Here is a 23,343-nt window from a genome sequence, read left to right on the forward strand (position 1 = left end):
TCGAACTGTTCTCCGAAGAAATTCCCGCGCGCATGCAGGCCAAGGCGGCCGACGATCTGCGCCGCATGGTGACCGACAAGCTCGTCGCCGAGGGCCTCGTCTATGAGGGGGCCAAGGCATTCGCGACACCGCGGCGGCTGGCGCTGACCGTGCACGGCATCCCGGCGCGGCAGGCCGATCTCAAGGAGGAGCGCAAGGGCCCGCGCGTCGGCGGCGCCGATGCCGCGATCCAAGGCTTCCTCAAGGCCACCGGCCTGTCCTCGATCGAGGAGGCCACGATCCAGCGCGATCCGAAGAAGGGCGACTTCTACGTCGCGCTGATCGAGAAGCCCGGCCGCGCCACGCTCGACGTGCTCGCCGAGATGCTGCCGGTGATCGTCAGGACCTTCCCCTGGCCGAAATCGATGCGCTGGGGCAAACGCTCGGAGCGACCGGGCGCGCTCAACTGGGTGCGGCCGCTGCACGCGATCACTGCCACGTTCGGCCTGGAGACCGAGGAGCCGGACGTCGTCAGCTTCGCCGTCGACGGTATCGAGGCGGGCCAGACGACATTCGGCCATCGCTTCATGGCGCCCGCTGCTATCTCGGTGCGCCGCTTCGAGGACTATGAGGCCAAGCTGCTCGATGCCAAGGTCGTGCTCGATCCTGACCGGCGCAAGGACACCATCGTTACCGACGCCAAGCAGCTTGCGTTTGCGCAAGGCTATGAGCTGGTCGAGGACCCCGTGCTGCTCGACGAGGTAGCAGGCCTGGTCGAATGGCCGGTCGTGCTGATGGGTTCGTTCGATCCGGAGTATCTGAAGGTCCCGGGCGAGGTGATCCGCGCCACCATCCGCAACAACCAGAAATGCTTCGTGGTGCGCGACCCCAAGACGGGAGGTCTGGCGCCGAAATTCATCCTGACCGCCAACATCGAGGCGACCGACGGCGGCAAGACGATCATTGCCGGCAACGAGCGCGTCATCCGCGCGCGGCTGTCGGACGCGAAGTTCTTCTACGAGACGGACCTGAAGACGAAGCTCGAGGACCGGCTGCCGAAGTTCGAGCAGATCGTGTTCCACGAGAAGCTCGGGACCCAGGCCGCGCGCATCGCCCGCATCGAGAAGCTCGCCGCCGAGATCGCGCCGCTGGTCGGCGCCGATGCCGCGAAGACCGCGCGCGCCGCCAGGCTCGCCAAGGCCGACCTGCTGACCGAGGTCGTCGGCGAATTTCCGGAAGTGCAGGGGCTGATGGGCAAGTACTACGCCCTGGCCCAGGGCGAAGATGCCTCCGTCGCGGCGGCGTGCGAGGAGCACTACAAGCCGCAAGGACCCGGCGATCGCGTGCCGACCGATCCGGTGTCGGTCGCGGTGGCGCTTGCGGATAAGCTCGACACGCTGGTCGGCTTCTGGGCGGTTGACGAGAAGCCGACGGGATCGAAGGACCCGTATGCGCTGAGGCGCGCGGCGCTGGGCGTGATTCGGATAGCACTTGAGCGAGACATCGACCTTTACCCGAGATACTTCTTCGAGCAGCATATTCGCGCGTTTCGTTCTGAATGGTCGGATATCGAGGTCTCGAATGTCGCAGATTCCTTTCAGACCTTCTTCAATGACAGGCTGACCGTGCTGTTACGAGACCAGGGTGCGCGCCATGATTTGGTTGCGTCCGTCCTCGATCTCGGAGCGCGCGAAGCGGCCCTGCTGTCGGTGGTCCGTCGTGTCGATGCGCTTGGAACGTTTCTTGAGACGGAGGACGGTCGAAACCTTCTCGCAGGTGTCAAACGAGCTGAGAATATCCTTCGCATCGAGGAGAAGAAGAACAACGCCGCGTATATCGATGATCCCAATCCAGAACTCTACCGATTGCCGGAAGAGCGCGAATTGGCGGACGCAATAAATGTAGCCGAAGCAACTGCAAGGGATCGTGTATTTCGAAATGACTATGTCGCCGCTTTGGCTGCCATGGCGAAGCTGCGCCCGGCGGTGGATGCCTTCTTCGACAAGGTGAAGGTCAACGACGACGACGCAGCGATCCGCGAGAACCGGCTCAGGCTGCTGAACGAAATCCGCAGCGCCACGCGCGCGGTCGCGGACTTCTCCAAGATCGAGGGCTGAGCATGGACCGGCCGACGCTCGCCGCCTATGACCGTGAGGCGGCGGCGTTCGCGGCCGACTGGCATGCGCAGCCGGCGTCGGCCGATCTCCACGACATCATCAGGCGCTTCTTCGTCTCGGGTGGCCGCACCGCGGACATCGGCAGCGGCAGCGGCCGCGAGGTCGGCTGGCTCAATGCCAACGGGTATCCTGCGGAAGGTTTCGACGCGTCGGAGGGACTGCTGGCTGAAGCGCGCACGCGCTATTCGAACGCGTCGTTCACGCGTGCCGAACTGCCCGCTCTCGCCAACATCGCGGATGCAAGCTTCGACAACGTGCTGTGCGAGACCGTGCTGATGCATCTCGATCGCAGCGACGTGGTGCCGTCGGTGCGGCGGATGCGCGCGATCACGAAGCCCGGTGGCGTCCTGTATCTGAGCTGGCGGGTGACGGAGCAGGCCGATCAGCGCGATGCCCACGGCCGGCTCTATGCGGTGGTCGACCTCGCAACCATCCGCGCACTCTTCGCAGCTGACACGAGCCTGCTCGATGAGGAGGTGGTCAGTGCCTCCTCGGGCAAGGTCATCCATCGCCTGGTGGTGAAGACGGCTGCCTGAGCGCAAACTGCGCCCTGGCTCACAGCAGGCGTCGTCGGTCGCCCCTGGATCGCGTCGTGATGCTTGCGATGACGGCGAAAAAAGTAAGCCCCACCCGGCGGGGGGAACCGGGCAGGGCCTTTCACATCTGGCCGCTTGCGGGGGCGTTGGCGACCAAATGCAGCTCTATAACTACTCAACAACCTGAATGATCCGCCGGGATCGCGGTTCGACCAGAACAGTTTCGCCGTTGACCACGGTGTAACGGTAAGGTGTCGCACCGAAGCGCTGCGGGACGTCGTAATATGTAACACCGGACTCTGGCAGCACGGTGCCAACAACGACGCGATCGGGGATCACATAGTTGGGAACACGCTCGCGGACGACATATTCGCGAAACTCCGGCCGTCGCTCGACCGTGATCACTGGAGCGTCCTCGTCGACCACGACGCTGCGGCCGACGCCCGTGGTGTAGGATTGCGCCTGTGCGGCCGCCGGAATCACGAGTGCGGCCACGAGGGCGGCAAGGGTGAGATGGGTTCGCATGGACGGGACTCCTGAGCTGTTGATCGCTGAGAGAGACCGGCGCGCGCCGGCATCTGCTCCCAATGCCGGCAACAGGTCATCGTTCCGCGCAACGCCACGTGGAACCGGCGGCATTTTTGCGGCAGATCCAGCGGTGGGGGAACCGGAACTCGTGCCGTGCGTCTCCTATTCCGCCACGATGGGCCAGGATAAAGTCCGGCCAAATCGAATCGCCCCAGCCTCGTCCTTCAATCATTCAGAGCTCGTCGATGACCCTGACCGTTGCCCATATCTCGCCGATCATGTCCGTGATCGCCGGCGTCCTGATCCTGATCATGCCGCGCCTCTTGAACCTGATCGTCGCGATCTTCCTCATCCTGAACGGCCTGATCGGCATGGGCCTGCTGAAGTGGCTCCACTTCTAGTCCCAGGTTCTAGTCCCAAGGTCGGGAACCCCCGAGCTTGCGCCGCAGCGCCCAAAGTGGTGTAAGGCGCGCGATTTCTCCTCCCATTTGCGGATCGAAGCACCTCATGGCCAAAGCGGTAGCGAAGTCTAAGAAAGTTACAGCGAAATCAAAGCCTTCCAAGCCCGGCAAGGCCAAGACCGCAGCACTCGCTCCACCGCGCAAGGCGCTCAAGACGGCGTCGAAGCCCGTGGCCAAGGCCCCGGCCAAGGTCGCGCCCAGGTCTGTACCGAAAGCGCCAGTGAAAACCGCTCCGAAGAAGCCGGCCAAAACGGCTGCCAAGCCGGTCGCCAAGGCCGCGAAGGCGTCGGCCGCCAAGGCCCCGGCCAAGAGCGCGGTCACCGCGATCAAGCCGAACAAGTGGGTCTACACCTTCGGTGACGGCAAGGCCGAAGGTAAGGCCGGCCTGCGCGACCTGCTCGGCGGCAAGGGCGCCAATCTGGCCGAGATGGCCAATCTCGGCCTGCCGGTGCCTCCGGGCTTCACCATCCCGACCTCGGTCTGCACCTACTTCTACGCCAACGACAAGACCTACCCGAAGGAGCTGCAGTCGCAGGTCGACAAGGCGCTCGACTACATCGGCAAATTGACCGGCAAGAAATTCGGCGATCCGGAGAACCCGCTGCTGGTCTCGGTGCGCTCCGGCGCCCGCGCCTCGATGCCGGGCATGATGGACACCGTGCTCAATCTCGGCCTCAACGACCAGACGGTGGAAGCGCTGGCACAGCTGTCCGGCGACCGCCGCTTCGCCTTCGACAGCTATCGCCGTTTCATCACGATGTATTCGGATGTCGTGCTCGGCTTCGAGCACCATCATTTCGAGGACATCCTCGACAGCTTCAAGGACACCCAGGGCTATCAGCTCGACACCGACCTCTCCTCCGAGGACTGGGAGATGCTGGTCGGCAAGTACAAGGACGCGGTCGCGCACGAGACCGGCAAGGACTTCCCGCAGGACCCGCACGACCAGCTGTGGGGTGCCATTGGCGCGGTGTTCTCATCCTGGATGAACGCGCGCGCGGTGACCTATCGCAAGCTGCACGACATCCCGGAATCCTGGGGCACCGCCGTCAACGTCCAGGCCATGGTGTTCGGCAACATGGGCGACACCTCGGCCACCGGCGTCGCCTTCACCCGCAATCCCTCGACCGGCGAGAGCAAGCTCTACGGCGAGTTCCTGATCAACGCGCAGGGCGAGGACGTCGTCGCCGGCATCCGCACCCCGCAGGACATCACCGAGGACGCCCGCGTCGAGTCCGGCTCCGACAAGCCGTCGATGGAAGTCGCGATGCCCGACGCGTTCAAGGAGCTGACGCGGATCTACACGCTGCTCGAGAAGCACTACCGTGACATGCAGGACATGGAGTTCACGGTCGAGCGCGGCAAGCTGTGGATGCTGCAGACCCGCAGCGGCAAGCGCACCGCCAAGGCGGCGCTGCGCATCGCGGTCGAACTCGCCAATGAGGGCCTGATCTCGGAGAACGACGCCGTGCTCCGCGTCGACCCGGCCTCGCTCGATCAGCTCCTGCACCCGACCATCGATCCCGCCGCCAAGCGCGACGTGGTCGCGACCGGTCTGCCGGCCTCGCCCGGTGCGGCATCGGGCGAGATCGTGTTCTCCTCGGACGAGGCCACCAAGCTGCAGGCCGACGGTCGCAAGGTCATCCTGGTCCGTATCGAGACTTCGCCGGAGGACATCCACGGCATGCATGCTGCCGAGGGCATCCTGACCACGCGCGGCGGCATGACCTCGCACGCCGCCGTCGTCGCGCGCGGCATGGGCAAGCCCTGCGTCTCCGGCTGCGGCACCATCCGCGTCGACTACGGCCGCGGCACGATGAGCATCGGCGGGCGCACCTTCAAGACCGGCGACGTGATCACCATCGACGGCTCGGTCGGCCAGGTGCTCGCGGGCCGCATGCCGATGATCGAGCCGGAGCTGTCCGGCGAGTTCGGCACCCTGATGGGCTGGGCGGACGCCGTGCGCGAGACCGGCGTGCGCGTCAACGCCGACACGCCGGAGGATGCGCGCACCGCCATCAAGTTCGGCGCCGAGGGCATCGGCCTGTGCCGCACCGAGCACATGTTCTTCGAGGAGACCCGCATCCGCACGGTGCGCGAGATGATTCTCTCCGAGGATGAGCAGGAGCGTCGCGCCGCGCTCGCCAAGCTCTTGCCGATGCAGCGCGCCGACTTCGTCGAGCTGTTCGAGATCATGAAGGGGCTTCCCGTCACGATCCGTCTGCTCGATCCGCCGCTGCACGAGTTCCTGCCGCACACCCAGGCCGAGGTCGAGGAAGTCGCCCGCGCGATGAACACCGATCCGCGCCGCCTGGCCGATCGCGCCCGCGAGCTGTCGGAGTTCAACCCGATGCTCGGCTTCCGCGGCTGCCGTCTGGCGATCGCCTATCCGGAGATCGCCGAGATGCAGGCGCGCGCGATCTTCGAGGCCGCGGTCGAGGCCGAGAAGCGCACCGGCGAGGCCGTCGGCCTCGAGGTTATGGTGCCGCTGATCGCGACCAAGGCCGAGTTCGACCTGGTCAAGGCGCGCATCGACGCGATGGCGCAGGCCGTGATCCGCGAGACCGGCGCCAAGCTGGAGTATCAGGTCGGCACCATGATCGAGCTGCCGCGCGCAGCCCTGATGGCCGGCCAGATCGCCGAGGCCGCCGAGTTCTTCTCGTTCGGCACCAACGACCTGACGCAGACGACCTACGGCATCAGCCGCGACGACGCCGGCAGCTTCCTCGGCGCCTACGTCGCCAAGGGCATCCTCGAGATCGATCCGTTCATCTCGATCGACCGCGAGGGCGTCGGCGAGCTGGTCAAGATCGGCGTCGAGCGCGGCCGCGCCACGCGACCCAACCTCAAGGTCGGCATCTGCGGCGAGCATGGCGGCGATCCCGCCTCGGTCGCGTTCTGCCACAAGGTCGGCATGAACTACGTGTCGTGCTCGCCCTACCGCGTGCCGATCGCCCGCCTGGCCGCTGCGCAGTCCGCGCTCGGCAAGGAGATCGCGAGCCAGGCCTGATCCTGCTGCGATCGATCTGATCTGACGAAGGCCGGCACATGTTGCCGGCCTTTTTCATTGGTGAGGGTTCGTCGCGATGCTGCGCGCACGTGACGCAAGGTGCACTTCTTCTCCACCACTGCCGCCATGCCGGGGGCGCTCCGGAATGACGAGTGGAGAGAGCGAACGTCGCAGGCCGATGGAACACTCCGCCTCATGATGTGCAGATGATTTTCATTCACCGCATCTGTTGACTGAATGTTCACCCGTTCTCGTCGGTGCGCCGTTTACCACGCATATCGATCGCTCGGCGCTCTGCAACTTCCCCGCTTGCCTGTTTCACAATTGCAACGCGGATTAACTCCTCGGCAACCTAAACCCGATACGAAGAGAGAAGATCGAATTGCACGGAAGCACTGTCGTTCGGTCGATCCAGTAAGCGTTGCGTTGAGCGTATCGATGTTAGTTCTGCGTCCCGATCCGAAGGGCGCGCGATTTGCGTCCTTCGGACTCGGTCTCTGCGTCTTCGCTCTGATGCCGACAGAGACCGGGTATCAAGACATCGCTTCTCTGCTCGCCCGCCAGCCGGGCGTCGCCGAACGCTGGCAGAAGCGTGTGTTCTCGGCTGCGGCCTCCATTCAGCTCGCCACCTATAGTTTCGGTCGTCCGATCGGAACCTCGGCGCCGCAGGCGGTGAGCATCCGCCTCGCAAGCCTCGATGGGCGCGATCTCGACATCACCGGATCGACGCCGCGCAATCCGGCGCTGCAGGTTCCGCCGCGCTATCAGGCCTCCGATTTTCCCAAGGTCGATCGCACGCTGAAGGGCGATCGTCTCGTCGTGCGTCCCCCGACGCCGTCGGCGCAGCCGACCGAATCGGCCGCGCCCGTCGAGCCCGCGCCCTCCGAGCCCGCACCCACGCCATCGACACAACCGGATTCGAATTCCTCGGTGTTCGGCGCCAAGACGACGGAAGCGCCGGCGCAGGCGCGGCTCCCGCAGCGTTCTGCACTCGATCCCGAATTGCAGGAGGCGCTGAGCGCGCCGCCGCTCGTGCAGTACGACGCGGCGAAGTCCGAGATCCAGCCATCGGGCGAACTGAAGCCTGCAGCCGATCAAATCCGGGTGGACGGCGCCGTCAGCTATGACGGCCTCACCATCAAGACGTCCAACCTCTATTTCGGCACGTCGTCGCTGGGCGGTGCTGCCGGCACCATGGAGACATGGCTGCCGGGCGAGGCGCCACTGATCGTGATGCCGGATCCGGACCTCAAGCCGATGGCGGTGCTGTCGCATCCGGCCGACGATGCTGCCAAGGCCGGTGATGGCGGCGAGAGCATCGCGCCGAAGGGCGAGGTCAATGCCGACAATCAGCGCGACAGGACTCCGGCCGAACGGTTGGGGCTCACGGACGAGAAGGCGCGCTTCAAGTCCGAGAAGTGTCTTGCCGAAGCAGTCTATTTCGAATCCCGCGGCGAGGCGGTGCGCGGCCAGATGGCTGTGGCGCAGGTCGTGCTGAACCGAGCGTTCTCCGGCTATTATCCGACGACGGTGTGCGGCGTCGTCTACCAGAACAAATACCGCCACTTCGCCTGCCAGTTCACCTTCGCCTGTGACAACAATCCGGATGTGATCCGCGAGCCCGAGATGTGGGATCGCGCCAGGAAGATCGCGAAGGCCATGCTGGACGGGCTGATCTGGCTGCCGGAGGTGGGTAAGTCGACCCACTATCATGCCTATTGGGTGCGGCCGTCCTGGGTCGCCGAGATGAAGCGCATGTACAAGTTCGGCGTTCACACCTTCTACCGGCCGAAGAAATGGGGCGACGGCAGCGACGCGCCGAGCTGGGGCACGCCGCAGCAGACCGCGGCCATTTCGGCCGAGCTCACCGAGGCCGCCAAGAGCGAGGCCGAGAGCAATCCGAACTGGATGCGGCGCTAATCATCTAGCGACGCGTCGCATTCCACTCGAGAAAGCGGCGATACAACTCGGTCTGGCGCGCCTGGTCCGGCGGCGTTGCGGCCGCCGGCTTTGCCGTGACAGGAATGCGCGGGGACGGTGCGGCGGCCGCGACCGGCTTCGACGGTCTAACGGTGGCCGTAGTGGCCGCCGGAATCCGTGTCGTCCCATCGAGCCATTCCTGCGCGGCCCGGAACCTGGTCCAGCCGGCGACCGGCGCGCGCGGCGCCATCTCCTGCCATTTCGGATGGAAGGGAGGCCGCTGCAGCTGCGACATGCGCGAGAACAGCGACTCGACCAGCAGCGACAGCCGGCGATCGCGGTCGCTTCCCGGCTGCCAATTATACGACGCCAGGATTGCCTCTGCTGCGATCGTTTCCACCGACTCGGAATTGGAGATCAGGTTGGGGTAGTCGTCCGCGGTGAGCTTGGATGGAAGGTAATCCTCGCGCAAGGTCTTGTCGTAGCCGACCGGGACGAGATGCAGATTGGCATCCGTGATCTGGCTGAGCCAGGGCACCGGCTTGCCGTCGACCGCAATCATCGCGTCGATCTCCCCCTTGCGCAACATTTCGAGCGCGATGCGCGGCTCGATATAGAGCAGATGCGGCTTGATCGCGAGCCGCTCGAACACGTTGATCGCGGTCACGAAGGTGCTGCCGTCCGGCAGGTCGACCGCAACGGTCTTGCCGTCGAGCTCCCGCATGGTGCGGATCGATCGCGGTGCCAGAACATGCATTTCCTCGTTGAACATCTTGGTGACGTAGACGAGCTGATTGCGGATGTTGCTCGCGAAGTCCTTGCGTTCGAGATAGGACAGCGTGTCCTTGCGCACGATTCCCACGTCGACGCCCTTGAGCATGAGGATGTCGGCCACCGCCTGAACCGAGCCGCTGCCGAGGACCGGCATGACCCGCAGGTTGATGCCGTCATTGAGGACCGAGGCGACGTCGGCGCCCATCTGGGAATAGGTGCTGCCATACGAGCCCGTCATCAGGCTCACCGTATTGGCGTTGAGCTGGCTCGCGAGATCGCGCTTGGCCGAGGCATAGCGGAAGATCGCCTTGAAGGAATCGCTGACCGCACCCGGGTCGATTCCGCTGCGCACCGGCCCAAACCGTTCCCAATGGCCATCGACGAAACGCTTCATCTGCATCTGCTCGATCGGCGCGTGGTCGCTGGCGCTGGTATTGGCGACGATCCCGGGAATCAACATGGGAATTGGCGTCCCCTTCAAGGAACGCGCCTGCCTCATGATGTTGTCGCGGGAGAAGTCGTCGCCGCAATTGCGCAGGACCGCAACCATCAGGTTGGCAAGCGCGTAGCCCACGATTCCCAAGCTGTTGTTCTTGCTGATTGCAGGCGCGTAGCGATCCATGAACGCGGACCACTCGGCGAAGCCGGGATCGCCGCCCTGCACACCGCCCTCGTACAGGATGGTGGCGGAAAGCAGTCCTTCCGCGTTCTGCAGGCCTGCAGGCTGCAGCACGGTGGCAACCGAATCCGAAACCGTGGGGATGATGTGCTCGGGTCTCCAGCCGAGCTCGGCGAGGCGGCGGATCGCGAGCACCGTGAATTTCGGGGTGCTGACGTCGACCAGGATGTTGGCTCCGGCGGTCTTCAGCTTCGCGATCTGCTGATTGATGTCGGCATCGGTGACCGCGTAAGCCGCTTCCGCGACGATCGGCAGCTTGCCGCCGAGCCCGTCCTTCAAACCCTTCAGATAGTCCTTGCCGAACTCGTCGTCTTGATAAAGCACACCGATGCGCGCGCCACCGGCATGTTGCTCGAGCAGATATTGCGCGTGAATATGAGCTTCAATCTGGTAGCTGGGTTGCGCTCCCATGGTCCAAGGATAGTCGCGAGGCTGATCCCAGATCGAGGCGCCGGAGCCGACGAACAATTGCGGTATCCTGTTCGCGTTGAGATAAGGCCGCACCGCCGCGCTGGTCGCTGTTCCAACGCTCGCAAAGATGACGTCGACCTTGTCTTCCTCCACCAGCCGTCGTGTCAGCTCCATCGTCTTCTGCGGATTATAGCCGTCGTCATAGGAGATGTAGGTGATCTTGCGGCCCCTGATCCCGCCCTCGTCATTCACCTTCTGGAAATAGGCGGAGATGACCTTGCTCACGCTGCCGTAGGCGGCCGCCGGCCCGCTGTAGGGCGTCGTATTGCCGATCCGGATCTCGCCCTCGGCAGCACGCGCCAGGCCTGGCACGGCGGCAAGCACGAGGAGCAACGCCACGGTCGGAGAAACCGGCGCGCCAAGCAGCCGAGGACCACGGGGCGCCGACGACAAGGCCGGCTGCAACAGACGATCAAACATTCCCATCATGGACCTCATCACGCAACACAACACTTTGCGGGGACGCGCGTCGCCCGCACGACACCATCGACCAGGATCCGGCGGTCCGCGCCCCGCCGCAATTCCTGCGCAGCGACCGGCGTGAGACCGCGCTGGATCACCCGGTTTCGAAGCTCGGGTCACTCGAGCCGCCGTCGAGCCTCGAGTGACCCGAGTTCGGCGGCTCTCGCGTACCAGGCGCGGGCCTTGGCCGGATCGGGCGCGACGCCAACGGCTTTCAGGTTGGACAAGATCGCGGGGTCATAGGTGCCGGCCAGCGTCAGTGATGCTTCGGCGTCCGCTTCCGCGACATGCGCCAGGATCAGGCGGGCACTCGCAACGTCGCCCGCGCCGATGAGGTCGCGTCCGCGCTTCAGCATTTCGCTGATCTCGTTCTTGGTCAGCGCAGACGCGGCCGCCGGTGCAGGGCTCCTGGTCGCGGTGGTCCGAGATGCTTTCGGCGGAATTGACTGCGGGGTCTCGCCTCCGCCCGGAGCCGGCTTGACGATCGGGACCGACGCCACGATCGAATCGGCCCGTCCGATCGTGTGCGCCGCGGCGTCCAGCGATGCTTGGCCGTCATCGGATTTCGATTTCCCCGCTGTCCCGAAGTTTCGGGGAGACGATGAAGCGGTCGCTTCAGACTTCGTAACTGTTTCAATGTCCGGAGCCTGCATGATGCGCACCGCAAAGAACGCGAGGCACGCAAGCGCGGCCGCTGCGGCACCGAACCGGAAAACAGAATCGAATTCGAGCCGTTCGGGCGGAGGTGGAGGCATCACGACGGGATCGAGTGAAGGGATCTGCCAGGATCGGTCCGCTTCTGCTGGCGCCATTGGCATCGGCGCATCGTCAACCGCTGAAGCGGTTTGCCACCACGGCCGGGAGAGATCGGTGGCCGCATCCTCATCAGGCTCAGACGTCGCATGCGCGAGGCTGTTGGACAAAGCGGCAGGCTTTGCCGGGCGCCAACGTTCGCTCTGCGCATCACCCACGGTGATCCGCGATCCGCTACTCCGCAATAAGGAACTCATCCTCAACTACTCCTGCGGACACGCGCCATCGCGTCGCCCCGCAACACTCCCTGGACCGTTTGGCGCCTTTCTGCTCGGCGACTCAGCTTCCAAACCGGCGGCGAGACCGATGACCGAATCTATGGCCATGCCAAGCGGTGAATCGGCGATCTGGCAGCCGTGAATTCCCATTTCCTCGTCAGCAGGACGGACAAAACGCGCGCTACTACTTGAGCACCGCTAAATTTCGACCATCTCTTTTTCTTATTTGTACAGGTTCCGCGGTTCTTTTGCCGAAATCATGGCGAACCTGTCCAGCCATTTAGTTGGTGCTGGTAAATGCCGTCGGCGCCGGGGCGCACGAGATAGTGCGGCGGCGTCTGGCTGAGAACGATCTGAAGCCATGGCGCAGGGGCAAGTGGCGTATCCCCACAGATCGATGCGAATTAGCCGCGCGCGTAGAGGATGTGCTCGATCCGTGCGGCGAGTCGCAGCTGCTTCGACGAAAGGCCTCGTCCAACTCATTGGCGAGGGCCGCTCAGATCGTGCGCGTGATGACTACGAGCACTAGCGCAACGGTACGGCCGATTTGTTCGTCCAGCGCCCGCGGATCAATGGATGCACGCGGCCGACACGGCACGCACTAATTACATCGTGCCTGCCCCCAAATACCGGCGAGGCAGCAAATAACAACGAGTCGTAATATCTGTATTGGACGACGATGGCTGCTTCGTCATGAGCACCGTCATTCCGGGACAAGGCCGCAGGCCCTGAACCCGGAATGACGGTGATCACGAATGACGGTGAAAACGCGACTGCCGAGCTCCGTCGTGACGCAGTCGGATCAGCTCTTGCTACGCGCTCAACGGCCGCGACTGCCGCGCCGTCGGCCGTGCCGCGAGCTCGTCGGCGATCTCGCGGGCAGCGGCCAATGTGGTCATCGTCCGCTGCGCGAAACTCGGATTCTCCGCGGGGCAGTCGGCGCGGCAATGCGCGCCGCGGCTCTCGCGCCGGCTCCAGGCCGCGGTGGCGATCAGCAGCGCGGCGCTCGCCATGTTGCGCAGCCTCGGGCTGCCGGCGTCGCGCTCCATCCTGGCAATCGCGGCGATGGCCTCGGCGAGCCTCTCCTCGTCGCGGATGACACCGAGCTGGCTCGTCATCATCTCGCGCAGCGACACCTGCGCTGCGCCCGCGCAGGATCCGGCCGGATCGGCGAATGCAACGTGCTGCAGGGTGGAGGACGCGGTCAACGTCCGGCCGGAGATGTCGTCGGCAATCCGCCGGGCGAACACCAGCGCCGCGAGCAGCGCGTTGCCGGCGATGTGGTTGGCGCCATCCGTTGCCGTCGCGGCGACTTCACCTGCCGCCCAGAGCCCCTCGATCGAGCTGCGGCCCTGCGCGTCGACCGCGATCCCGCCCATGTGGAAATGCGCCGCCGGCGCCACTGGAATCGGCTGGCGGGTCGGATCGAGCCCCGCGGCGACGCAGGCCCGGTGCAGCATCGGATAGCGCTCGGCGACGTCGTCATCGAGCACGTCGCGCGCATCGAGAAAGGCGCCGCGTCCAGCGATGATCTCGGCCATGACGCCGCGGGCCACCGTGTCGCGCGGGGCAAGATCGACCAGCGGATGGCGCGGCAGCATGAAACGCTGGCCGCGCCGGTTGATCAGGATCGCGCCGGCGCCGCGCAGACTCTCGCTCACAACCGGCGCCGGATCGTGACCGGCCATCATCGCGGTCGGATGAAACTGCACGAACTCCGGATCGGCAATCACCGCGCCAGCGCGCGCAGCGATGGCGAGGCCGATGCCGGTGGCGTGCGGCGGATTCGTGGTCGCCGCGAACAGCCGGCCGATGCCGCCGGTGGCCAGCACGATTGCCGGCGCGGCGATCAGCATCGGCGCGGCCGCGTCGTCATCGGTCGGCCGCAGTTGCAGGCCACGCACCGCGCCGTCTTCCGTCAGCAGCGCGTCGGCGACATGGCCCTCGATGATGCGGATCGAGGGCGTCGCGCGCACGGCTTGCGACAGCGCGGTGATGATCGCCTGTCCGGTGAAGTCCCCGCGAACGCTGAGAATCCGTCGCGCGGCGTGCGCAGCCGCACGAGACGTCGCGAGCCTGCCGCCGTGATCACGATCGAATGCCACGCCGAGACGGACCAGGTCCTCGATTGCAGCCGAGGCATCGCGCGCGAGCGCCAGCGCCGCCGTCGCGTCGACGAGGCCGCCACCCGCGGCGATCATGTCGGCGGCATGGGTATCGGGGCTGTCGCCGGATGACACCGCTGCCGCGATGTCGGCCTGCATCGTCGTGCCGAACGAGGCCTCACCCAATGAGGTCGCGGAGATCAACGTGACCGGCTGCGGGGCGAGCTTCAGCGCGCAGAACAGTCCGGCAACTCCGGCACCGACGATCACGACGTGGCCGGATGTCTCGATCTGATCGTGGTCCATGTGCTGTCCAAATTCCACATTCCGTGCGCATGTGTACCGCGGTACCTGTTAGTTCTTCTTCAGAGACTTCCTTCGCTGTTTATCGGTGTTTGGCGACAAATAGCGGCCGTTCTGAAGGTCGCTCCCGCACAGGATGAATCGTCGTTTGCGACTCGCGCATCAGGACGTTTTCGCGCGGGGACAAAGACGCATGAGCGAGTTCCGGTGCCGGAACTCGCTTCGGATGACACCTGCTCATGGCTGGCCCCCGCATCGAAATTTTTCATGACTGGGTTCCGCTTTTGAGCTTGGGAGTTCAATGCAAATGCATTAACCGGAGAGGCGCGGCGGACAGCGACCGCGGCAGGGAGGACACTGATGTCGGTACAGGCAGGCGATCTCGGTACGGTGTCCCGCAATCAGGGCTGGCGCACGCCGGTGGTCATCATCGTGTGCGGCTGCGCCATTGCGCTGCTGAGCTTCGGTCCGCGCTCCAGCCTCGGCTTCTTCGTGCAGCCGATGAGCCGTGAATTCGCCTGGGGACGCGACGTGTTCGCCCTCGCGGTGGCGGTGCAGAACCTGTTGTGGGGACTCGGTCAGCCGCTCGCCGGCGCGATCGCCGATCGTTTCGGCGTGATGCGCGTCATCTGTGTCGGCGCGCTGCTCTATGCCGGCGGCCTGCTGATGATGCGCTATTCCAGCTCGCCGCTGTCGCTGAACATCGGCGCCGGCGTGCTGGTCGGCTTCGGCCTGTCGGGCTGCTCGTTCAATCTCATCCTGTCGGCCTTCAGCAAGCTGCTGCCGCCGGAGCGCCGCGGCGTCGCGCTCGGCGCCGGCACCGCGGCCGGCTCGCTCGGCCAGTTCCTGTTCGCTCCGTTCGGCGTCGCGCTGATCGACCAGTTCGGCTGGCAGAGCGCGCTGATGGTGTTCGCAACGCTGATGCTGTTCATCGTGCCGCTGTCGCTCGCCGTGGCGACGCCGCCGGCAGCCGAGGCCAAGCCGTCGGAGGCCGAGCAGCAGTCGTTCACGACCGCGCTGATGGAGGCGTTCGGCCACCGCTCCTACGTGCTGCTGGTGCTCGGATTCTTCACCTGCGGCTTCCAGCTCGCTTTCATCACCGTGCACCTGCCGGCGTTCCTGGTCGATCGCGGCCTTTCGGCGCAGGTTGGCGGCTGGGTGATCGCGGCGATCGGCCTGTTCAACATCATCGGCTCGCTCAGTGTCGGCTGGCTGCAGAGCCGGCTGCCGAAGCGCTACATCCTGTCCTTCATCTATTTCACCCGTGCGCTGGCGACGCTCGCCTTCATCTCGTTCCCGGTCACGGCGGCTTCCGCGATCGCCTTCGGCGCGGTTTCCGGGCTCGCCTGGCTCTCCACGGTGCCGCCGACCTCGTCGCTGGTCGCGATCATGTTCGGCACCCGCTGGCTCGCCACGCTCTATGGCTTCGCCTTCGTCAGCCACCAGGTGGGTGGCTTCCTCGGCGTCTGGCTCGGCGGCCTCGTGTTCGAGCGCTATGGCTCATATACCCCGATCTGGTGGCTCTCCATCCTGTTCGGCGTGCTGTCGGCGCTGATCAACCTGCCGATCGTCGAGAAGCCGGTGGCGCGCGCCGTTCCCGCGACGTGAGTTGCGCGGCCGATCCGATCGGCTAAACATGGCGTGAGACGAAGAAAGTGCAGGGAGTGCGGCTGTGGGAACGTTCAAGGCGATCCGGATCGACAAGGCGGACAAGGGAACGACCGCGACGCTGACGCAGTTCGATGAAGCCGAACTGATGGACGGCGACGTCACCGTGAAGGTCGAGTGGTCGGCGCTGAATTACAAGGATGGGCTGGCGCTGACCGGCAAGGCGCCGGTGGTGCGCCGCTTCCCGATGATCGCGGGGATCGATTTCACCGGCATGGTCGAGCAGTCCAGCCATCCCGACTGGAAGCCGGGAGATGCCGTGATCTGCACCGGCTGGGGCATGGGCGAGACCCATCTCGGCGCCTATGCCGAGAGGGCGCGGGTCAAGGGCGACTGGCTGGTCGGCCTGCCGCAGGGGCTGTCAGCCCGGGACGCGATGGCGATCGGCACCGCCGGCTTCACCGCGATGCTTGCGGTGCTCGCCCTGGAGAAGCACGGGCTGACGCCGGCGAGCGGGCCGGTGGTGGTGACGGGCGCGGCCGGGGGCGTCGGCTCGGTGGCGACGGCTGTGCTCGCCAAGCTCGGCTACCATGTGATCGCCTCGACCGGCCGCTTGGCCGAGGCTGACTATCTCAAGTCGCTCGGTGCCGCCGAGATCATCGACCGCAACGAGCTGTCCGGACCGGCCAAGCCGCTGGCGAAGGAGCGCTGGGCGGGCGGCATCGACAGCGTCGGCTCCAATACGCTCGCCAACCTGCTGGCGATGACCAAATATGGCGGCGCCATCGCCGCCTGCGGCCTCGCTGCCGGCATGGATTTGCCAACGTCGGTGGCGCCGTTCATTTTGCGCGGCGTGTGCCTCCTCGGCGTCGATTCGGTGATGTGCCCGCTGCCGGCGCGCAAGGCGGCCTGGCAGCGCCTCGCGACCGATCTGGATCGCGCAAAACTAGCTGAAATCACTCACGAAATCGCCTTGGACCAGGTGGCGTCGCTGGGGCCGCAGATCCTCGCCGGCCAGGTCCGCGGCCGTACGGTGGTAAGAATATCCTGAGGACGTTCAGACTTTTCAAACCATGCTGCTCCATTGTTGCCATGGTTGGTATGGTAAGCATGGGGTAAAGATACCGCCTTACCCGCTGCGTGGGGTTAAGTGGGAGTTTGATGCATGCTCGCGCGTATATTGCTGGGGACCGTGACTGCCGGTGCCGTGATTGCTCCTGCGATGGCGGGTTCGATGACAGCCGACGAGGCCCGCAAATTCGTCGCCGGAAAGGTGTTCGCCTTCACCTGCGTCGACGGCACCCGTGGCGCGGGCCGCATCCTCGACGACATGGGCGCGGCCGGTGCGGTGCAGTTCTCCGGCTCGGGGCCGGTGCGTCACATCCGCCTGCCGGGCAATACCCTGCAGATTCGCGGCCAGAATGTCTGCGCTGCCATCAAGGGCATGCCGTTCGAACCGTGCTTCAACCTCGACAAGAAGGACGATCGCAGCTTCCGCGGTTCGGTCTCCGGGCTCGGCGCCTTCGCCTATTGCGACTTCCAGCACCAGGGCGGAGCCACCATGCTGATGGCGCGCGCCGTGGCGCGGCCGCGCGCCGCACGCGCTGCTGGACCCGCGGCTGACGGCTCCCACACCGAAGTAGCGGCGCGGGTCGAGACCCCGCGGGTGGAACGCAGCAAGGTGGAACCCTTGAAGGCAGATGCCGCGAAGTCCGCCAAGGCGGAAAGTTCCAAGACTGAGAACATGAAGGCCGAAAACGCGAAGACTGAAATTACCAAATCCGATAACGCGAAGTCGGATGCGGCGCCGGAGCTGCGTCGCTCGACCGATTAGTTGTTAGTTCACCGATCATTGAAAAACCGGTTCCCTATTATCATAGAGTAATTTTTTAAGCTGACCGCACGTTAGTGGTCATTGCGCCGTAGTCGTACGGAATCTTAAATTCATGCCTCGGTAGCGACTCGTGTGCAGTTTGCGACCAGGGGGGTGGCCCACGAGAAAGGGTCGTTATGTCGCTTTATTTCTTCCGGATCAGCCAGGGCCGCTATTCTGGCGCGGCTGATCAGCCTTATGAATTCGCCAACCGGGAAACCGCCTGGAACGAGCTGACGGCTGTCTGCTCCGACCTGATCGGCGGGATCTCGAGGTCGTTGCAGCAGGGGGCCGAGTGGCAGATGGAGCTGCTCGACGAAGCCAAGCAGCCGGTGTTCCGGATTCGCCTGGTGTCCGAAGCGGTCGGCTGAGGTCCGGTTGTCCGGGGTGATTGCGCCGCTGGCCGTCGGATTCGAGTCCGGTTTGCCGTGGCGGCAATCGTCTGCGCGCAGGCGCCTTTTGATGAAGTCCGCGTCCACCTCGGGCGCGTCAGCCGGGATTGATGGAGTTCGGCCTAGGCTCCGCGTCGTGCCCCGGCGCCGCCGATCTCCGTCACGCTCTCGTGCTCAGTCGCTTGTGATGCTGCCGGACGTCGGTCCTGGCCCGGCCACCTCATCTCAGGATTCATCCGCGCTGTGATCAGCGTCTTCCGGTTGCTGCCGCCTGCCGGCGCAGGTCGTGGCGGCAATCGTCCTTTGCCCCGTGCGCGCTCCAAAGGTCTTGCTTCGACGCGATCCTTTAGCGGTATCGGGAGACCAGGTGTAGCGGCGGCCGGTTTCAGGGTACCGTGTCATCCCTGAGCGCCATCATTTTATGGGCATTGTCAGTAATCTTACGGTTCCAGCATTAACCTCTGATAAGCCTGTTTCGCGCCCAATGAGGTCGGCAGAGACGACATGCGGGTTCGGAATTTTCGGAGCCCTCTGATCCTCTGACCTCGACCGCGCAGCGCAGCGTAGACTTGGATCTTCGGGCCGTCTTTGGCGCTGGCAGAACGCGGCCGAACCATGCAGTCAGCTGGGGTCCTCCGTGTCAAAGATGTCCATCCGTACGAAGATCATATCGGTCATCGCCTTCATGCTCGTCACCATGTGCGGGCTCGGCGTGCTCGCCGTCACCAGCATGCAGTCGATCAATGCCAACACGGTCGACATCGCCACCAATTGGCTGCCGAGCGTGCGCGCGATCGGCGAGCTGCGCGCCGACATCAATCTGCTGCGCATCGCCTTGCGCGCGCATGTGATGTCGGAGACGGCCGAGGCCAAGCAGGGCGCGGAGAAGCGCGTCAACGGAATCCTCGAGACGATCAACAAGGACCGCAAGACCTACGAGCCGATGATCACCTCGGCCGAGGAACGGGCGATCTACAACAACTGGGTGCAGTCCTGGGAGAAGTACGTCGTCGCGGTCAAGCAGGTGATGGACGAATCCAACAAGAGCGTCGGAAAGATCCCGCGCGAAGCCACCGAAATGCTGGAAAAATCGGCCGCGGCGATCGCGCGCGACGCCGACAAGTATTTCATCCAGGACATCGAGTTCAACAACAAGGGTGCCGACAACGCGACGCGGCAGGCCGCGGAGAGCTTCACGCGTGCGATCTGGCTGGTGATGTCGATCATTGCCGCGGCCGTCATTGCCGGCGTCGCCGTCGGTTTCTATCTCGTGCAGAACGTCTCGTCCGGCATTGCGTCGATCATCAAGCCGATGCAGGAGCTCGCCAAGGGCGATCTCGGCGCGGAGGTGACGCATCGCGGCGAGCCGACCGAGATCGGCGCCATGGCCGATACGCTGCAGGTGTTCAAGGAGGCGCTGATCGCCAAGAAGGAGGCCGACGAGCTCGCGGCCCACGATGCCGAGGCCAAGATCGAACGCGGCCGGCGCGTCGACAACATCACCCGCCAGTTCGAGGCGACGATCGGCGAGATCGTGCAGACGGTGTCGTCGGCCTCGACCGAGCTCGAGCATTCCGCCGGCGCGCTGTCATCCACCGCGACGCGCTCGCAGGAGATCTCGACCGCGGTTGCGGCTGCTTCGGAGGAGGCTTCGACCAACGTACAGTCGGTCGCGTCCGCGACGGAGGAGCTATCGTCGTCGATCACCGAGATCAGCCGCCAGGTGCAGGAATCCGCCCGCATGGCCACCGAGGCCGTCGACCAGGCGCGCATGACCAATGATCGGGTGAGCGAGCTGAGCAAGGCGGCGGCGCGCATCGGCGACGTGGTCGAGCTGATCAACACGATCGCCGGCCAGACCAACCTGCTGGCGCTGAATGCGACCATCGAGGCGGCGCGCGCCGGCGAAGCCGGTCGCGGCTTCGCGGTCGTCGCCTCCGAGGTGAAGGCGCTGGCCGAGCAGACCGCCAAGGCGACCGACGAGATCGGCCAGCAGGTGTCCGGCATCCAGGCCGCGACGCAGGAATCGGTCGGCGCCATCCGGGCGATCTCCACGACCATCGAGCGGCTGTCGGAAATCTCGTCGGCGATCGCGGCGGCCGTGGAGGAGCAGGGCGCCGCCACGCAGGAGATCTCGCGCAACGTCCAGCAGGCATCGGAGGGCACGCAGCAGGTTTCCGTGAACGTCGTCGACGTGCAGCGCGGCGCGACCGAGACTGGTACGGCTTCCACGCACGTGCTGGCCGCGGCGCAGTCGCTGGCCTCGGACAGCGACCGGCTGAAGCGTGAGGTGGCGTCGTTCCTGGAGTCGGTGCGCGCGGCCTAATCCGACATGGCGCTATGCCGCCGGCTGAGCCGGCGGCGCCTGCTGCTGCCGTCGGAACAGCACCTTCTGGTACAGCCAGCCGATGGCGACCAGCACCAGGCCGAGCCCGATGAACGACAGGGCGCGCCACACGCCGGTCAGCGCCGACATGTCGACCAGGAAGGCCTTCAGGATCGTCAGCGCGATCACGATCGCGGATGCCAGGCGCGCGCGCTGCGACTGCACGATGATTCCGATCCCGAGCAGCACCACGCCGAAGGCGAGCCAGGCGATCGAATAGGTGTACTGCTCGGCGGCGCTGGTCGGTCCTGCCGTCAGATCGGGGCCGTGATAGATCCGGCGGATCTCGAGGCTGACATAGGACAGCGCCAGGATCAGTGCGCCCGCGGCCAGCGTATTGCCATAGGCTGGCGGACGGCGGCCTGCGACCGCGTAGGACAACAGCAGCATCAGTACCGCCGGGAACGCATAGGCCAGGATCAGGATGTTGAGCAGGCCGCCCTTGATCGCGACGTCCGAGATCATCGGGTTTTCGAACAGCAGCAGGCCGAGCACGGTGGCGCCGCCGGCGAATCCGGTGAGGATCACGGCGCTGATGTTGTGCACGATGCTGCCGCTGCGCTCCCGCAGCCGCTCCAGCCCGATCGCCAGCGCCAGGGCCACGCAGACGTCGAGTCCCACTTCGGCGAGCGACGGCACCGCCAGCATGTCGCCGTCGTTGACGGCGTGGCGGATCTCCAGGAAGGCGAGCAGGGTCGTGAACAGGATCGCGGCGGCCTCCACCGCGCGCAGCGGCGCGTCGTCGCCATGGCGGCGCATCAGATAGCTCGCGCCCCAGAACGACGCCGCCGGCACGCCATAGCCCCACAGCAGCCAGTTGACGATCGGCGTGGTGCCGACATCGGCGCCGACGATGCGCGGATCATGGCCGATGCGCAGCACCACGAGCCCGGCAAAGACGGCCGCGAGCGTGCGCAGGAACGGGATCGGCCGGCTCTCGAAGATCCAGGCGGTGCCGAGCGACATCAGCGCCAGCGCGATCGTCAGCCAGCCCTTCTCAAGCGCGAAGGTCAGGGCCAGCGCCAGCGCGGCCAGCGTGCCGGTCGCGAACAGCGCGATCGAGGCACTGAGGCCGGGACGTTCCTCGCGCCGCGTCAGCGCCTCGGTGGCGACGGCAAGGCCGGCGGCGAGCACGACGGCGAGGATCGCGAACGGGATCGAGCGGTCGAGATGGGCGATGCGCGCATAGAGCGCGACCAGCAGTGCCAGCGGCGTGAACACGCCGGCCGCCGACCACACCACCGGCACGACGGCGTTGTGCGCGCGCCCCTGCGCCAGGAAGCCGGCGCCGCCGAAGCCCAGCGCGAAGATCGCGGCCGTCACCAGATGCGACGTGACCGACGCGCCGAGCGGGTTCGGCCCCATCCCGGGCAGCGCGCCGCCGGGCAGCACCAGCAGGTCCGGATTGTCGCGCAGCGCCCATTCGGCGAACACGAGGAACACGGTCGCAGCGGCGGCGGCCACCGCGCCGACGGCGCTCGGCGCGCGCCAGGCGACCGCCAGCGTCGCCGCGACCAGCACCGTGAAGCCGATCAGCGCCAGGCCGTCATGGAAGCTCGCCAGCACGACCAGCATGGCGCCGAGCAGATAAGCCGCCAGGCCGGCGGATGAGATCGGCTCGACCTCGTCGTTCTCGGCGGCGGGTCCGAACATGAAGCCGCAGACCACGATCAGTGCGGCCAGCGCGAAACCAACCGCGACGTGGAAAACATGCGGCGCCACCGTCTCGACGCCCGCGTCGAGTCCGGGCAAGGTCCACAGGAACGACAGCCCGATCGTGGTCATCGCGAGCCAGCGCCACAGCCGCACGCGTGCCAGCGCGAACGCGGCGGCGGTGACGATGGCGAGGTAGATGTACAGCGCCCAGTAGTTCGGCTCGCCGGTCGACACCAGCACCGGCGTCGTGAACGCCGCGACGATGCCGAGCCCGGCGAGCGCCGGGCCGTGCAGCAGCGCAGCCGCCAGCGTGCCCAGCGCGACGATGCCGAGCAGCACGAAGGCGATCGCGGGCGGCAGGAAGTCGTACAGCGCGTAGGCCGCATAGATGGTGGCGAAGGCGACCGCCGTGCCGGCCGCGGTGAGCATCGCCGGAATGTTGGCGATCGGCAGCGCCGCGATCTGCGAGATGCTCTCCTTGCGCCGTGTCCATTCGCCGGCCGCGAGCAGCGCGGCGGCGAACAGCGCGCCGAGCGCGACGCGCACCTCGGGGCCGACGAGGCCGGCCTCGATCGAGTAGCGCACCATGAAGAAGCCGCCGAGCGCCAGGGTCAGCCCGCCGATCCACACCACCCAGCGGGTGCCGATGCGCTCCTCGAAGCCGGCCGCGGGCTGCGGCACGGGTGGCGGCGACGCGAGCGGCGGCTGTTCGGCCGCTGCATCGCTCGCCATCGCCGCCGGCTGCAGGGCAGCCTCGGTCAGCTCCGGCAATGGGGGCGGCATTGGCGGGGCTTCAGCGGGCTCCTGAAGCGGGCTGAGCGGCGGCGCGACCACCGGCGCGGCCGCGATCGGGCGTGCCGCCTCGAGCTTGGCCAGCCGTGCCTGCACCTCGGCCAATCGGTCGGAGGTTCGGCGCGCGAAGGCGAGCGCCGCGAACGCCACCAGCAGGGCGATCCAATCCAGGGGCCAATCGAACATCACGCGGGAATCCT

The 23,343-nt window shown here is 65.8% G+C and carries 15 protein-coding genes; 10 read left to right on the forward strand and 5 right to left on the reverse strand.

What is annotated here, in order from left to right:
* The first annotated feature begins 32 nt into the window (after positions 1-32).
* Positions 33-2,096, forward strand: a complete 2,064-nt coding sequence (gene glyS, locus QX048_RS03520; protein ID WP_410052940.1) for a glycine--tRNA ligase subunit beta — start codon at positions 33-35, stop codon at positions 2,094-2,096.
* A gap of 2 nt (positions 2,097-2,098) precedes the next feature.
* Positions 2,099-2,692, forward strand: a complete 594-nt coding sequence (locus QX048_RS03525) for a class I SAM-dependent methyltransferase (RefSeq protein ID WP_316200690.1) — start codon at positions 2,099-2,101, stop codon at positions 2,690-2,692.
* Positions 2,693-2,863: 171 nt separating this feature from the next.
* Here the strand turns inward: QX048_RS03525 and QX048_RS03530 are convergent, their stop codons facing one another.
* The gene (locus QX048_RS03530) at positions 2,864-3,217 is read right to left on the reverse strand and encodes a DUF1236 domain-containing protein (RefSeq protein ID WP_316167483.1); all 354 of its coding nucleotides are present in this window, start codon (positions 3,215-3,217) and stop codon (positions 2,864-2,866) included.
* Positions 3,218-3,465: 248 nt separating this feature from the next.
* Between QX048_RS03530 and QX048_RS03535 the strand changes: the two genes are divergently transcribed.
* The 3 genes from QX048_RS03535 (at position 3,466) to QX048_RS03545 (ending at position 8,611) form a co-directional block, all read left to right on the forward strand.
* Positions 3,466-3,621, forward strand: coding sequence for a DUF3096 domain-containing protein (locus QX048_RS03535; protein WP_012042558.1), 156 nt, complete (start codon positions 3,466-3,468; stop codon positions 3,619-3,621).
* Positions 3,622-3,727: 106 nt separating this feature from the next.
* Positions 3,728-6,691: a pyruvate, phosphate dikinase gene (gene ppdK, locus QX048_RS03540; RefSeq protein ID WP_316200689.1), complete on the forward strand. Its 2,964-nt coding sequence runs from the start codon at positions 3,728-3,730 to the stop codon at positions 6,689-6,691.
* Positions 6,692-7,129: 438 nt separating this feature from the next.
* On the forward strand, positions 7,130-8,611 hold the full coding sequence (locus tag QX048_RS03545) for a cell wall hydrolase (RefSeq protein ID WP_316200688.1): 1,482 nt from the start codon (positions 7,130-7,132) through the stop codon (positions 8,609-8,611).
* Positions 8,612-8,615: 4 nt separating this feature from the next.
* Here the strand turns inward: QX048_RS03545 and QX048_RS03550 are convergent, their stop codons facing one another.
* The 3 genes from QX048_RS03550 to QX048_RS03565 form a co-directional block, all read right to left on the reverse strand.
* Entirely contained in the window at positions 8,616-10,961 is a 2,346-nt protein-coding gene (locus QX048_RS03550) for an ABC transporter substrate-binding protein (protein WP_316200722.1), read from the reverse strand.
* A gap of 152 nt (positions 10,962-11,113) precedes the next feature.
* Entirely contained in the window at positions 11,114-12,007 is an 894-nt protein-coding gene (locus tag QX048_RS03555; protein WP_315750434.1) for a hypothetical protein, read from the reverse strand.
* 833 nt (positions 12,008-12,840) lie between these two features.
* A complete protein-coding gene (locus QX048_RS03565) occupies positions 12,841-14,439 on the reverse strand; it encodes an L-aspartate oxidase (RefSeq protein WP_315826957.1) in 1,599 nt (532 codons plus the stop codon).
* Between the two features lie 357 nt (positions 14,440-14,796).
* Between QX048_RS03565 and QX048_RS03570 the strand changes: the two genes are divergently transcribed.
* The 5 genes from QX048_RS03570 (at position 14,797) to QX048_RS03590 (ending at position 20,635) form a co-directional block, all read left to right on the forward strand.
* Positions 14,797-16,044: an MFS transporter gene (locus QX048_RS03570; RefSeq protein WP_316200687.1), complete on the forward strand. Its 1,248-nt coding sequence runs from the start codon at positions 14,797-14,799 to the stop codon at positions 16,042-16,044.
* 64 nt (positions 16,045-16,108) lie between these two features.
* The gene (locus tag QX048_RS03575) at positions 16,109-17,095 is read left to right on the forward strand and encodes an MDR family oxidoreductase (protein WP_316200686.1); all 987 of its coding nucleotides are present in this window, start codon (positions 16,109-16,111) and stop codon (positions 17,093-17,095) included.
* A gap of 114 nt (positions 17,096-17,209) precedes the next feature.
* A complete protein-coding gene (locus QX048_RS03580) occupies positions 17,210-17,878 on the forward strand; it encodes a hypothetical protein (protein WP_315750438.1) in 669 nt (222 codons plus the stop codon).
* Positions 17,879-18,054: 176 nt separating this feature from the next.
* Entirely contained in the window at positions 18,055-18,288 is a 234-nt protein-coding gene (locus QX048_RS03585; protein ID WP_315717224.1) for a DUF6894 family protein, read from the forward strand.
* Positions 18,289-18,946: 658 nt separating this feature from the next.
* A complete protein-coding gene (locus QX048_RS03590; protein WP_316167488.1) occupies positions 18,947-20,635 on the forward strand; it encodes a methyl-accepting chemotaxis protein in 1,689 nt (562 codons plus the stop codon).
* 12 nt (positions 20,636-20,647) lie between these two features.
* Here the strand turns inward: QX048_RS03590 and QX048_RS03595 are convergent, their stop codons facing one another.
* Entirely contained in the window at positions 20,648-23,329 is a 2,682-nt protein-coding gene (locus QX048_RS03595) for a DUF2339 domain-containing protein (protein ID WP_316200685.1), read from the reverse strand.
* Between the last annotated feature and the right edge of the window lie 14 nt (positions 23,330-23,343).

Origin of the sequence: Bradyrhizobium sp. SZCCHNS30572, assembly GCF_032484415.1 — a bacterium.
Classification (GTDB): domain Bacteria; phylum Pseudomonadota; class Alphaproteobacteria; order Rhizobiales; family Xanthobacteraceae; genus Bradyrhizobium.

Bases quoted from the DNA above. Each gene is read 5' to 3' on its own strand.
- glyS (WP_410052940.1), top strand. From the start codon at position 33: ATGCAGGCCAAGGCGGCCGACGATCTGCGCCGCATGGTGACCGACAAG.
- QX048_RS03565 (WP_315826957.1), bottom strand. From the start codon at position 14,439: ATGGACCACGATCAGATCGAGACATCCGGCCACGTCGTGATCGTCGGT.
- QX048_RS03530 (WP_316167483.1), bottom strand. From the start codon at position 3,217: ATGCGAACCCATCTCACCCTTGCCGCCCTCGTGGCCGCACTCGTGATT.
- QX048_RS03545 (WP_316200688.1), top strand. From the start codon at position 7,130: ATGTTAGTTCTGCGTCCCGATCCGAAGGGCGCGCGATTTGCGTCCTTC.
- QX048_RS03525 (WP_316200690.1), top strand. From the start codon at position 2,099: ATGGACCGGCCGACGCTCGCCGCCTATGACCGTGAGGCGGCGGCGTTC.
- QX048_RS03550 (WP_316200722.1), bottom strand. From the start codon at position 10,961: ATGGGAATGTTTGATCGTCTGTTGCAGCCGGCCTTGTCGTCGGCGCCC.
- QX048_RS03555 (WP_315750434.1), bottom strand. From the start codon at position 12,007: ATGAGTTCCTTATTGCGGAGTAGCGGATCGCGGATCACCGTGGGTGAT.
- QX048_RS03570 (WP_316200687.1), top strand. From the start codon at position 14,797: ATGTCGGTACAGGCAGGCGATCTCGGTACGGTGTCCCGCAATCAGGGC.
- QX048_RS03595 (WP_316200685.1), bottom strand. From the start codon at position 23,329: ATGTTCGATTGGCCCCTGGATTGGATCGCCCTGCTGGTGGCGTTCGCG.
- QX048_RS03585 (WP_315717224.1), top strand. From the start codon at position 18,055: ATGTCGCTTTATTTCTTCCGGATCAGCCAGGGCCGCTATTCTGGCGCG.
- ppdK (WP_316200689.1), top strand. From the start codon at position 3,728: ATGGCCAAAGCGGTAGCGAAGTCTAAGAAAGTTACAGCGAAATCAAAG.
- QX048_RS03580 (WP_315750438.1), top strand. From the start codon at position 17,210: ATGCTCGCGCGTATATTGCTGGGGACCGTGACTGCCGGTGCCGTGATT.
- QX048_RS03535 (WP_012042558.1), top strand. From the start codon at position 3,466: ATGACCCTGACCGTTGCCCATATCTCGCCGATCATGTCCGTGATCGCC.